Here is a 12,922-nt window from a genome sequence, read left to right on the forward strand (position 1 = left end):
CTCGTGTTGATAAAACCGGAACGCAGGTCGAAACATCGCGGCTCTTCGGGGCCAAAGGTGGGAAGGCAGCGCACAAAGCCATCGCGGTCGCCGGGGAGGGCGCAAGCCCGAGCCGGTCTGGGGGGACAGGCCCCATGGCTTCGGCCGCAAGGTCTGATCCCGCTGTGCAAAGGTTCGCAAGGACCCGCGCAAACCGAATAGCAGTGTCTTCGGGCGCTGCTGTTCAGGAAGGCGTCAGGACCGTGGCCTCGGCCACATGCGAAGACCGCGTCTGAGCACCTGGCGCCTTCTCCTGTTTTCAGACCCGCAATGCGACATCCGGACCGCCGGGCGACACCGCCGGGCCAGGCGCGGCCCTTTGACCAGGCTTCCCGAAACGGAACGGGACCGGTCTGCCATTTGGCGAACCGGCCCCGAAGCGTCAGAATTGCATTACCGCGTCTATGCACCTGTGGGGGCACATCTAACCGTGGGTTTGCGGCGCCGCAACTAGATGTCGGGGGTGCCCGCCAAATGTCGCTGGGCGTGGCGGTTTTGCATCAAGCCCCGCGCCGGATCACCTCCATCTGTTTCTCGTGCCACGGCGCGGCGCGCTCGATCTGGCCGCAAAGCGACATCAGCTCGGCATCGAGCCCGAAGGGGGCGGCGAAATGGATGCCGACGGGCAGGCCCTCGGCGCTCCAGTGCAGCGGCAGCGACACCGCCGGTTGGCCCGAGGCGTTGAAGATCGCGGTGAAGGGGGAATAGTCGAACACGCCGCCGGGGCCGTTGCGGTAGTCGAGGAAATCCGCGTTGTCGGGTTTGAGATAGCCGATTTCACAGGGCGGCTGGGCGAGCGTCGGCGACAAGAGGATATCGCAGTCGTCAAAGGCATGCGCCATGCGCCGCCCGAAGGCGTGGATTTCGCCGAGGGCGGCGAGGTAATCGGCGCCGCTGACGCCCTTGGCATACTCGACCGCGCCGAAGGTGACGCCGTCGACCATGTCCTCGGTCAGACGCGTATCCCCGAGGATCTTCGCCACCCGTCCGGCGGTGCCGCAGGCGACGATTTTCGTCCAGGCCTGCATCATCGCCGGCACGTCGAGCGTCTCTTCCGGCGACCAGGGATCGACCACGTGGCCGAGGTCCTCCATCAGTTTCGCGGCTTGCTCGACCCCCTCGACGCAATCGGGGTGCAGCGGGGTGCCGGTATAGGACGTGGTGGTATAGCGGATGCGCAACTGGCCCGGATCATGGGCCATGGCCTGGGCAAAGCTTTCCTCCATCACCGGCGCGGCATAGGGCGCGCCCAGCTCCGGGCCGGCGGTGGCATCGAGCAAAACGGCGGTGTCGCGCAGGCTGCGGGTGAGAAACCCGTCGATCGCCATGCCGCCCCAGCCTTCGCCCGACCCGGGTCCGCAGGGCAGGCGGGCGCGGGTCGGTTTGAACCCGACCAGACCGCAACTTGACGCCGGAATCCGCACCGAACCGCCGCCGTCCGAGCCATGCGCCGCCGGCACGATCCCCGCGGCCACCGCCGCGCCACTGCCGCCCGACGAGCCGCCCGAGGTGTGGTTCAGGTTCCACGGGTTGCGGGTGGGGGCGCCGTAGACGCCGGCCTCGGTTACCGGTCCGATGCCGAATTCGGGGCTGGTGGTGCGTCCGAAGGTATTGAGCCCGGTGACCTGCATGCGGGTGAAAAGCGTCGAGTCATAGCTCCAGCGCATACCGGCGCAGAGCCGTGAGCCGTTATTGGTCGGAAAATCCACCGCCTCGCAGCCGAGATCCTTGATCAGGAAGGGCACGCCGGCAAATGGCCCTTTTGGCAGGCCCTCGGCGATCTTGGCGCGGGCCACGTCCTCCTGGATATGCACCACTGCGTTCAGCTTCGGGTTCCACGCCGCGACTCGCGCCAACGCCGCGTCGAGCAACCCCGAGGCCGAAACCTCTCCCGAGTCGACCAGCCCTGCGAGGCCGATTGCATCGTTTTGCGCATAGATCTCTGAAACGGACATCGGCCCTCTCCCTGGTTTTTCCCTTGCAGCGTAGGGCTTGACGCTTGCCGGTAAAGAAAAACGCGGCGGCACACCGAGACATTCCGAACTTGATATATGTCAAAGACGCAATGTGATCCCTGAGCTAACCTTACTCGCAATACGGTCTGGCTTACCTCCCTTTGCCATGACCGGAAACTGCCCGGGGATCGCGATGGCTTCGCGCCCCGGGCCTTATTTTTTTCACTGATCGATTCTGCGACCCGGCCGGTCCGAATCTGAAACAAACCGACCAACATATTCTGAGTTTGATATAAGTCATATGCTGGGTTGCGACATAAGATGTAAAATGAAAATGAGAGCGAGGCTGCATGTGCGGCCAATCCGGAGATGTGTCGTGAAAAATCTGCGAAAACTGATCGCGGCCGTGGGTATCGGAGCGGTCGTGACCGCTCCTGCGCTGGCCAGTGAAACAACCGGGGCCAAGGTGGGAACGCCGCCCGCCGGGCCGAAGTCCATTACCGCGCCGGGCACAAGCACCGCTGATCACTCGAAGTTCGAGATCCTGAAAAAGGAGTTCGCCTCGGGGCCGGACGTGACCGAGGCCTGCCTCAGTTGCCACACCGAGGCCTCGGACCAGGTGCAGCATTCGATCCACTACAGCTGGGATTTCACCCATCCTGACACCGGGCAGTCGCTGGGCAAGTCGAAAGTGATCAATGCGTTCTGCGGCTCGGTGGCGGGCAACGAACCGCGCTGCACCTCCTGCCATGTGGGCTATGGCTGGAAAGACATGAGCCAGCCGCCGCCGCAAGCGGCCAGCGCCGTCGATTGCCTGGTCTGCCACGATCGCTCCGGGCAATATGCCAAATCGGCCACCGGGGCAGGGCATGTGCCACCTCCCGAAATCAAGCCCGGCATGATCACCATGACGGGCGCCCCCGCCTGGCCGGTTGATCTGAATAAGGCGGCGCAGTCTGTCGGTCTGCCGGGGCGCGACAATTGCGGCAACTGCCACTTCTATGGCGGCGGCGGCGACAACGTGAAACACGGCGATCTGTCCTCGGCGCTCTACATGCCCGAGGAATCGGTCGACGTGCACATGTCGCCCGATGGCGAGAACATGGTCTGCGCCACCTGCCATGTCAGCGACAAACACCAGTGGCCCGGCTCGCGCTATGACGTCACGGCCACCGATCCGCATGCGAACGATCCGCTCAAACCCGGTGAACGCCGCGACGTGGCCACCTGTGAAAGCTGCCACAGTGACAGCCCGCACCCGGCCACGCTGGCGGGCCTGAAACTCGACGATCACACCAACACGCTGGCCTGCCAGACCTGCCACATCCCCAGCTTCGCCCGCGGTGGCGTCGCCACCAAGACGCTGTGGGACTGGTCGACCGCCGGCCAAAAGGACGAAAACGGCAAGATCATCAAGCGCAAGGGCTATACCCAAGCGGACGGCAAGGAATTGCCGACCTATGTCACCATGAAGGGCGGCATGGCCTATGGCGAAGACGTGGTGCCCTATTACGCCTGGTTCGACGGCCAGGTGGAATACGCCAATGCCGAGCGGGAGATTGACCCCACCGGCGTCGTCGACGTCAACAGCATCAAGGGCGATCCCAACGACGGCCAATCACGCATCTGGCCGTTCAAGCGGATGGAAGGGCGCCAAGCCTATGACAAGGGGCTCAACCGGTTGGTCTTCACCCATGTCTTCGGGCCCGGCTCCGACACCGCCTATTGGGGCAATTTCGATTGGAACAAGGCGATCGCGGCTGGCATGCAGAAGGTCGGGCTCGACTATTCCGGCGAGTATGGCTTCGTCGACACCTACATGTACTGGCCGATCACTCACATGGTCGCGCCTGCGGAACAGGCGCTCAGCTGTGTCGAATGCCACAGCGCGGACGGCCGGATGGCCGGGCTCGCCGGCGTGTTCCTTCCGGGCACGGACAGCATGAACTGGGCCGGTATGCTGGGCCGCCTGATGGTGCTGGCCGCGCTTCTGGGCGTGCTGGCGCATGGCGCGATCCGGCTTCTGTCCGGCAAAGAAGGGGAACAGTGATGGTCAAGCGCATCGTCAAGGTCTATCCGCGGTTCGAACGGTTCTGGCACTGGTCACAGGTGATTCTTATCCTGACGCTGATGGTCACCGGGTTCGGCATCAACGGGCTGCACGGGTTCGTTTCTTTCGGCACCGCGGTCACCGTCCACACCATCGCGGCGCTTCTGCTGCTGGCGCTTTGGATCTTCTCCACCTTCTGGCTGGTCACCACCGGAACCTGGCGGCAATTCACGCCAACGCTCGAGGGCATGATGCACGTGATCTTCTACTATGCCGTGGGGGTGTTCAAAGGCAAAAAACACCCCTATCGCAAGGTGTTGTGGCGCAAACATAACCCTTTGCAGGCGGCCACCTATTTCGTGCTGAAATGGATTGTCTTCCCGGTGATCTGGATCACAGGGCTGCTTTACCTGACCTTTAATTTCTGGGGCAGCGCAGTCACGGATGCCAGCTTCTGGCTCTGGCTTCTGGCCAACCTGCACCTGCTGGCGGCTTACGTGATCGTCACCTTCCTCATCATCCATCTCTACCTGCTCACCGTCGGCGGCCACGGTTTCGGCGCACATGTCAAACCGATGATCACCGGCTATGACGAGGTCGAGCTCACCGCCGAGGAAGAGGCCTATCTCGAAGCCGACGAGCCGTGGCGCCTGAAGCCGCAGGAAGGCTGACCTCTCTCGTTTTCTCTCTGGTGCAACCTGCCCGGGGTCTCGTGCTCCGGGCTTCTTTTTCCGTCGCGCCGTGGCGCCGGGGCCGTGAACGAAAAAGCCCGCCGGGACGGGCGGGCTTTTTCTGGAAAACCGGTGGGTGAGGGGCTCAGCGACCCCAGCTGCGCACCGGGCCGCAATCCATGTGCACGAAGTTCGACCCCGAATAACGACCCACGCCGCCGGCGCGGCACGAGGAAGCGGCGCGGGCCATCTGGCTGACCGAGCGCGACGCGAGCCGCAGATCGGCGGCCTGGCCCTTCAAGTGCAGAGAATTCTTGGCCACACCCTTAGAACGGGCGCGCAACATCGCGTTGGTTTTCGGGCTGCGGTAGCCAGACAGCAGCATGTAAGGCTCGTTCACGTCCATCAGGTTGTGCGCGGCGGTCATGATGTCCATCGTGCGCATGTCGATGTTCTTGACGTCGTTGGTGCGCCAGTCGCGCATGAACCAGGTCAGTTCCTTCACCGCGTCCTTGATATAGTCGCCCTCGATCCAGTAGATCATGTCGATCTTTTCACCGGTCCGGGCCGAATACATCTTCAGCCGGCGGATATCGCCCGATCCGCGCAGGAAACCTGCGGCCTTGGAAAAGGTGGGGGCTGCCGTGAGTGTGGTTGCTGCAAACGCGCCCAAAAGCGCGCGCCTCGAAAAGCTCGTCGAGCTGTGTTCCGTCATGTCTAAAAGCGCCGTCCCGTCGCTTAGTCGCTTACCTGTGTCTTACGCGATGTTACGCGTGTCCTGCCATCTCTTCCCCAGATGCAACATTTCTATCGCACATATGGATTCGCCGGCCAAGTGGTGTTTCGGGGTCTCCAGATGGTATCAAGCAGTTTAGGCGGAATTTTGCTGAAAAAATATGAATCGTGGCGCGATTGCCGGTACGGATCTGAACAGCGATGTCCGAATGCCGCAGTCGGGTCAGGGTTTCCTAGCTGTTCAACTTGTGAATGGACAAGATATGGGGGTTTGGGCCACAACTGGCGAGAATTAGGGGTTTTTTGACGAAAACGGACGACGTCCAAGGGGAACGATGACGACATTTGGGGCGAAAGACATGATTGGCACAAAACATTTTCGAACGATCTGGCTGTGGGCCGCACTGGCGACGATCATGGCGCTGTTGACCCTTCCGGGTTCGGCGCAGGCGCAAACCAAGGTAACGGCGTTCATGCAGGCGGTGGCCGAAGCCGCGGCCAGCGACAAGGACATTGCCGCCTTCTACAAGGCCAATGGTTACAAGGGCATCTGGACCGGGTCCTTCGGCAAGGACGCCTCGCGTCGCAAGGCGCTGTTCGAGGCGGTCTCCAATGCGCCCGAACACGGCCTGCCGGTCGATCGCTACGATCCCGACGGTCTCAAGGCCCGGCTCAAGGCGGCCAAAACCCCGCGCGACCGTGGCTTTGCCGAGGTCGAGATGTCCAGAACGTTCCTGCGGCTGGCGCGCGACATGCAGACCGGCCTGGTGGTGCCACGCCAGATCGACCCGGGCATCGTCCGCGCCGTACCTTACCGCAGCCGGGTGTCGTATCTGGAGAATTTCACCAAGTCCAATCCGCGCAGCTTCTTCAAGGCGCTGCCGCCAAAGACCACCGAATACACCCGCCTGAGGAAGGAAAAGATCCGGCTCGAACGCCTCCTGGCTCGCGGCGGCTGGGGGGAACAGGTGCCGGCAAAGGCGCTCAAGCCCGGCCAGTCCGGGGCTGCGGTGGTGGCGTTGCGCAACCGCCTGGTGGCGATGAAATACCTGCGGCGCTCGTCGACCCAGACCTATGATGCGACAGTCCAGAAGGCGGTGCAGCAGTTCCAGCTCGACCATGGGCTTGCTGCCGACGGCGTGGCCGGCCCGGGCACGATCTCCGAAATCAACATGGGTGTCGCCGACCGGCTGAAATCGGTGATCGTGGCAATGGAGCGCGAACGCTGGCTCAACCAGCCCCGCGGCAAGCGCCACATCCTGGTGAACATCCCGGATTTCAAGGTCAAGATCATCGAAAACGACAAGGTTACATTCGAAAGCCGCGTCGTGGTCGGCGCCAACCAGCATGACCGACGCAGCCCGGAATTCTCCGACACGATGGAGCACATGGTGATCAACCCGACCTGGAACGTGCCGCGCTCGATCGCCGTCAAGGAATACCTGCCGATGCTCAAGCGCAATCCCGGTGCGGCCAGCCACTTGCGCCTGGTCGATGCCCGTGGCCGTACGGTTAGCCGCAACTCGGTGAACTTCGGCGCTTACACGGCAAAGACTTTCCCGTTCAATCTCAAGCAGCCGCCGTCGCGGCGCAATGCGCTCGGGCTGGTCAAGTTCATGTTTCCGAACAAGTACAACATCTACCTGCACGACACGCCGGCCAAGAACTTGTTCGAACGCGAAAGCCGCGCCTATTCGCATGGCTGTATCCGGGTGCACAAGCCGTTCGAACTGGCCTATGCGCTGTTGTCCAAGCAAAGCACGGATCCCGAAGGTACCTTCAAAAGCCATCTCGGCACGGGCCGTGAATCGGTTGTGCCGCTGGAAAGCCAGGTGCAGGTGCACCTGATTTACCGTACCGCCTTCACCGAGCCCAAACGCCGGACTCAATATCGCCGGGATGTCTATGGCCGGGACGCGAAAATCTGGAACGCGTTGGCCAAGGCAGGGGTGGCGCTGCGCGCTGTTCGGGGGTAAGCCTGACCCCGAAACACGGGGGCACGGATGAGCCACACGATCGCAGAGATCGCCGAGGCGCTCGGGGCGACAGCCCTGGGCGACCTCGATCTTGAAATCACCGGTGCGGCGGAACCGGCCGATGCCGGACCCGGCGATCTCGCCTTGGCGATGAAACCGGAATATGCCGCCGGCCTTGGGCAGGGTCACGCCTGCGCGGCGATGTTGTGGGAGGGGGCCGACTGGCAGGATCTGGGCCTGCAGGCGGCGATCATCCCCGCCCGGCCACGCTTTGCCATGGCCGGGCTTACAGCGGCGCTCGACCGCGGACACGGCTATACCACAGGCATCCATCCCACCGCGATCATTGGCGAGGGCGCCGAACTGGGCGAGCACGTCTCGGTCGGCGCCTACGCGGTGATCGGCGCGGGGGCCAGGATCGGCGCCGGCAGCGTGATCGGCCCGCAGGCCTATGTCGGTATCGACAGCCAGATCGGCGCCGCGACAGTCCTGCATGTCGGTGTGCGCATCGGTCCGCGGGTGCGGATCGGGGCCCGCTTCATCGCCCATCCCGGCGCCGCCATCGGCATGGACGGGTTTTCCTTCGTCACGCCCGAGGTCAACGCGGTGGAACAAGCCCGGGCCTCGCTCGGCGAAGAGGTCGATGCCGCGGCGCAATCCTGGGTGCGCATCCACAGCCTCGGTGCGGTCGAGATCGGCGACGATGTCGAAATCGGCTGCAACGCCTGTGTCGATGCCGGCACCATCCGGCCCACGCGCATCGGCAACGGCACCAAGATCGACAATCTTTGCCACATCGCCCACAACGTCGTGGTCGGCAATGACTGCCTGTTCGCGGCACTGGTGGGCATCGCCGGCTCGACTGTGATCGGTAGCAACGTCACCCTCGGCGGCCAGGTCGGGGTGACCGATAATACCCATGTCGGCGATCGGGTCGTGGCCGGCGGTGGCACCAAGATCCTCAACAAGGTGCCGGCTGGCCGGATCGTATTGGGCTATCCCGCCATCAAGATGGACCAGCATCTCGACATCTACAAAGCGCAACGGCGCCTGCCCAGGATGATGCAGGAACTGGCCGAACTGAAGACACGTCTGGCCGCGCTCGAAGCCAAGGGCTGACCCGGAGCCGCCGCTGGTCCGGGGCGCCGTAGCGAATTTGTCGCAATTCTTCTGTTCCGCTTGGGCGCAAAAGCGACTACATCAGCGGCAGCGTGAAAACCGGAGGGTCTTTCTGCATGGATATAAAGGAACAAGTCATCGCGATCATCGCCGAACAGGCGGTGCTGGAACCCTCCGACGTTTCGCCCGACAGTACCCTCGAAGACCTCGGCATCGACAGTCTGGGCCTCGTCGAGTCGATCTTTGCGATCGAGGAAGCCTTTGACATCTCCGTGCCCTTCAACGCCAACGCGCCCGAGGAAAGCGATTTCGACATATCGTCCGTGGCTTCGATCATCCGAGGCATCGAGACGCTGATTGCCGAGCAGAAGGACTGAGGTGCGGATGCATCGCGTTGTCATCACCGGGGCAGGCACGATCAACGCGCTCGGCCACAATGTGCCCGAGACACTCGAAGCGATGCGCGAAGGCCGCTGCGGCATCGGCCCGATCGATATCCCCGATGTCGATCGGCTCTCGATCCAGATCGGCGGCCAGGTCAAAGGGTTCGAAGCCGAGGGCCTGTTCAACCGCCAGCAAATCGCGCTCTACGACCGTTTTACCCAGTTCACCCTGGTTGCCGCACGCGAGGCCATCGCCCAGGCCGGGCTCGAGTTTTCCGGCGACCTGGCGGCGAAATCCGGCGTAGTGCTGGGGAATTCCGGCGGCGGTATGACCACGCTCGACGAGAATTACCGCTCGGTCTACGAAGCCGGCAAGAACCGGGTGCATCCCTTCGTCGTGCCCAAGCTGATGAACAATGCCGCGGCCAGCCATGTTAGCATGGAATTCAACCTCAAAGGCCCCAGCTTTACCGTCGCTTCGGCCTGCGCATCCTCCAATCATGCCATGGCCCAGGCCTTCCAGATGGTGCGTTCCGGCATGGCGCCGGTGATGATCACCGGCGGGTCGGAATCGATGCTGTGCTTCGGCGGGGTCAAGGCCTGGGAAGGTCTGCGGGTGATGTCGAAAGACGCCTGCCGGCCATTCTCGGCCAATCGTAATGGCATGGTGCAGGGCGAGGGGGCCGGCGTTTTCGTTTTCGAGGAATACGACCATGCTCGCCGACGCGGTGCCGAGATTCTGGCCGAAGTGGCAGGGTTCGCCATGTCCTCGGACGCCGCGGACATCGTGATGCCTTCGAAACAGGGGGCGGAGCGGGCCATCGCCGGAGCACTCAAGGATGCCCGGCTCAACCCGACGGATGTGTGCTACATCAATGCACACGGCACCGGTACCGCTGCCAACGACAAAACCGAATGTGCGGCGGTGGCCGATGTCTTCGGGGCGCAGGCCGACCACCTGATGATCTCGTCCACCAAATCGATGCATGGGCACCTGATCGGTGGTACCGGGGCCGTCGAGCTCTTGGCCTGCATCATGGCGCTGCGCGACGGGGTGGTCGCTCCGACCATCAACTACGACGAGCCCGACCCGGAATGTGCCCTCGACGTAGTCCCCAATGTCGCCCGCGAAGCCAAGGTCGAGGCCGCGCTGTCCAATGCCTTCGCCTTCGGTGGGCTCAACGCCGTGCTGGCGCTGAAAAGGATCTGAGGCGCGGTCAACAGAAAATCTTTGAAAAAGAAAAAGGCCGCCCACCCGGGCGGCCCTTGAAGATTGTCGAACTGGATACGCGGGATCAGTTCTCCACCACGCTGGCCGCGTCAAAGCCAGCGGTGAAACCATTGAGCGACATATCGAGTTCCACCTTCTGATCCGGGGCCGGCGCCGGCACCAGCGTTACGGTGGCCTTCGCGCCCTTTTTGAAGGCGGCGATGTCGGCGGCGGTGAAACCGATCCGGGCATAGCAACCGACCGGCGTGCAGAACGAGAACGGATAGCGCTTGCCCTTGGCGCCATCGACCGCAATCGTCAGCTGCGCCGTCAGCAGAGTCTCGAGCGGCACCGTCACCGTCGCGCCGGCCACGGCCTGGCCACCTTCCGGGAGGCGGAACAGCGCAACTTCTGCGACGTCGGTGCCCTGTTCGTCCTTCAGCAGCTGATACAGCTGGCAGGGCTCGTCACCTTCTTCAACCGGGTAGCATTGCAGTTTCCAGTCGCCATGCTCTTCGCGGAAATAGGGCTGCGGGATCTCGGCTGCTGCCTCCTGACCCATGTTGAGCGCGGCAGCGGCGTCTTCACTCTGAGGATCTTGTTCTCCGGCCGTGGTCGCTTCGGTCTGGGCCGAGCCTTCCGGCTTGGCGGCGGTGCCGGTGTCCTGCGCAAAGGCGGCCTGCGCCAGGCCAAGCGCCGCGATCAGCGGCAGAGTGCTGAGAATTTTGGGCATGTTTTTCCCCGTCCTGTTAATCAATCAAGAACTCCCCGGCCGTCTAGCACGGGCGTTGACGCATGTCAGGGCCAAACCCGACCCAAACCGTGGTTTTGCGGCGGTTTTTTGCCATCTTGCCCGATGGTGTCGGATCAGACCGCGTGCCCGTGCGCCGGCCAAAGAAAAAGAGGCCTGACGGCCTCTTCCTCGTTTTTGCTCCCCGTCGGACTGGCCGACTTAGTCATTGCCGGCACGCTATGATGAATCTAGCCATGGGTCAACAGCCATTGCGGCAATCTGGCACGGAAAAAAACCGCGCCCGAGGGCGCGGCCAGTCTGACAGGGAGGAAGTCAACCCATGAGCCCAAGAGGACATGAGGCCCCGGGTCGCGATTCATACTGGCAGGAATTGGTTAAGGATGTATTTTCAAGGCGATCGAATATTCTGTACGGGAGACAAGGGTTTGGAAAACGCGGTATTTGTCGGTGGCGGAGGCGAGGAGTATGGCGTCAAGCAGGGCCTCGCGCTGAACTATGCCAACCGCCATGGACTAGTTGCCGGGGCCACCGGCACAGGCAAGACGGTGACGCTGCAGATCCTTGCCGAGGGCTTTTCCGCCGCCGGCGTGCCGGTGTTCCTGTCGGACGTGAAAGGTGATCTCTCCGGCCTTGCCAAACCCGGCTCCGCCAGTTTCAAACTGCATGAAGCGTTCACAAGCCGCGCCGCCAAGATCGGCTTCGACGATTACACCTACGAGGGTTTCCCGGTCACCTTCTGGGATCTGCTGGGCCGCCAGGGCCACCCGGTGCGCACCACCGTGGCCGAGATGGGACCCTTGCTGCTGTCACGGCTTCTCGAACTCAGCGAGGCACAGGAAGGGATCCTCAACATCGCCTTCAGACTGGCCGACGAGGAAGGCCTGCCGCTTCTCGATCTCAAGGACCTGCAGGCGCTTCTGGTCTGGGTCGGCGAGAACCGCGATCAGCTCAGCCTGCGTTACGGCAATGTCTCGGTGCAGTCGATCGGCGCCATCCAGCGCCGCCTGCTGGTGCTGGAGAACCAGGGCGGGGCGCAGCTGTTCGGCGAGCCGGCGCTGGAACTCTCGGATATCATGCTGACCGACAAGGCCGGCCGCGGCCGCATCAACATCCTTGTCGCCGATCAACTCATGGGCAGCCCCCGGCTTTATGCCACTTTCCTGTTGTGGCTCCTCAGCGAGCTGTTCGAGGAACTGCCTGAGGTGGGCGACCCCGACAAACCGAAACTCGTGTTCTTCTTCGACGAGGCGCATCTCCTGTTCGAAGACGCCCCCAAGGCGCTCATCGACAAGGTCGAACAGGTTGCCCGCCTGATCCGCTCCAAGGGGGTGGGGGTCTATTTCATCACCCAGAACCCGGCCGACGTGCCCGAGGACATCCTCGGCCAGCTTGGCAACCGGGTACAGCACGCGCTCCGGGCCTTCACCGCCAAAGACCGAAAGGAGCTGAAACACGCCGCCGAGACTTATCGTGACAATCCGCGCTTCTCGATCGAGGATGCCATCCGAGAGGTTGGCGTCGGCGAGGCGGTAACTTCGATGCTTGAGAAAAAGGGCGTGCCCGGCATGGCCGAGCGCACCCTGATCCGTCCGCCATCGTCACAGCTCGGCCCGATCGAGCCGGGTGAACGCGCTGCTCAGATCAACGCTTCGCCCGTTGCCGGGAAATATGAGGAACTGATCGACAAACGCTCCGCCTATGAGATTCTCGCCAAACGCGCCGCCGACGCAGCGAAAGAAGCCGAAGAGGCGGAAGCCCGCGCGGAAGAAGAGGAAGAGCGCGCACGCGAATTCAAACAGGCACGCCGCTATTCCCGCGACGATGACGACGACCGCCGCTCCAGCCGCTCACGGTCCGGTCGCGGCGACAGTTTCGGCGAGAAACTGACCAAGAACGTAATGAAGGAACTGACCGGCACCACAGGCCGTCGCATCGTCCGCGGCATCCTCGGTGGGCTGTTCCGGGGACGCTGACAAACCGCCTGCAACCAGATTTTTCGCGCAACGCGTGCGAACGTGGCCGGGTCGCCC

At 63.0% G+C, this 12,922-nt stretch carries 10 protein-coding genes; 7 read left to right on the forward strand and 3 right to left on the reverse strand.

The annotated features are described in order from the left end of the window. Positions 1-539: 539 nt before the first annotated feature. Complete coding sequence (locus NO357_RS01550) at positions 540-1,994, reverse strand: amidase (RefSeq protein ID WP_306733849.1); 1,455 nt, start codon at positions 1,992-1,994, stop codon at positions 540-542. 376 nt (positions 1,995-2,370) lie between these two features. Between NO357_RS01550 and NO357_RS01555 the strand changes: the two genes are divergently transcribed. Beyond that, positions 2,371-4,044, forward strand: a complete 1,674-nt coding sequence (locus NO357_RS01555) for a tetrathionate reductase family octaheme c-type cytochrome (RefSeq protein WP_306733850.1) — start codon at positions 2,371-2,373, stop codon at positions 4,042-4,044. Beyond that, a complete protein-coding gene (locus tag NO357_RS01560) occupies positions 4,044-4,715 on the forward strand; it encodes a cytochrome b/b6 domain-containing protein (protein ID WP_306733851.1) in 672 nt (223 codons plus the stop codon). Before NO357_RS01555 ends, NO357_RS01560 begins: the two co-directional genes overlap by 1 nt. Before the next feature lie 145 nt (positions 4,716-4,860). On the opposite strand, the gene mepK is transcribed toward NO357_RS01560, so the two are convergent. Then, entirely contained in the window at positions 4,861-5,430 is a 570-nt protein-coding gene (gene mepK / locus NO357_RS01565) for a peptidoglycan L,D-endopeptidase MepK (RefSeq protein ID WP_306733852.1), read from the reverse strand. Positions 5,431-5,809: 379 nt separating this feature from the next. On the opposite strand from mepK, the gene NO357_RS01570 reads away from it, so the two are divergent. The 4 genes from NO357_RS01570 to NO357_RS01585 all read left to right on the forward strand — a co-directional run bounded on the left by NO357_RS01570 (position 5,810) and on the right by NO357_RS01585 (position 10,138). Continuing rightward, the gene (locus tag NO357_RS01570) at positions 5,810-7,426 is read left to right on the forward strand and encodes a L,D-transpeptidase family protein (RefSeq protein ID WP_306733853.1); all 1,617 of its coding nucleotides are present in this window, start codon (positions 5,810-5,812) and stop codon (positions 7,424-7,426) included. Positions 7,427-7,453: 27 nt separating this feature from the next. After that, positions 7,454-8,545 (forward strand): UDP-3-O-(3-hydroxymyristoyl)glucosamine N-acyltransferase, encoded by a 1,092-nt coding sequence (gene lpxD, locus NO357_RS01575; RefSeq protein ID WP_306733854.1) that lies wholly within the window; start codon positions 7,454-7,456, stop codon positions 8,543-8,545. A gap of 116 nt (positions 8,546-8,661) precedes the next feature. Further along, the gene (locus NO357_RS01580) at positions 8,662-8,922 is read left to right on the forward strand and encodes an acyl carrier protein (protein ID WP_306733855.1); all 261 of its coding nucleotides are present in this window, start codon (positions 8,662-8,664) and stop codon (positions 8,920-8,922) included. Positions 8,923-8,929: 7 nt separating this feature from the next. After that, entirely contained in the window at positions 8,930-10,138 is a 1,209-nt protein-coding gene (locus NO357_RS01585) for a beta-ketoacyl-[acyl-carrier-protein] synthase family protein (RefSeq protein WP_306733856.1), read from the forward strand. An 85-nt stretch (positions 10,139-10,223) separates the two neighbouring features. Here the strand turns inward: NO357_RS01585 and NO357_RS01590 are convergent, their stop codons facing one another. Continuing rightward, entirely contained in the window at positions 10,224-10,871 is a 648-nt protein-coding gene (locus tag NO357_RS01590; protein WP_306733857.1) for an invasion associated locus B family protein, read from the reverse strand. Positions 10,872-11,272: 401 nt separating this feature from the next. Here NO357_RS01590 and NO357_RS01595 point away from each other — a divergent pair, with 401 nt between their 5' ends. Continuing rightward, the gene (locus NO357_RS01595; protein WP_376744332.1) at positions 11,273-12,865 is read left to right on the forward strand and encodes a helicase HerA-like domain-containing protein; all 1,593 of its coding nucleotides are present in this window, start codon (positions 11,273-11,275) and stop codon (positions 12,863-12,865) included. Positions 12,866-12,922 lie beyond the last annotated feature (57 nt).

The sequence above is a fragment of the Marimonas arenosa genome (assembly GCF_030848945.1).
GTDB classification, from domain to species: Bacteria; Pseudomonadota; Alphaproteobacteria; order Rhodobacterales; family Rhodobacteraceae; genus Marimonas; species Marimonas arenosa.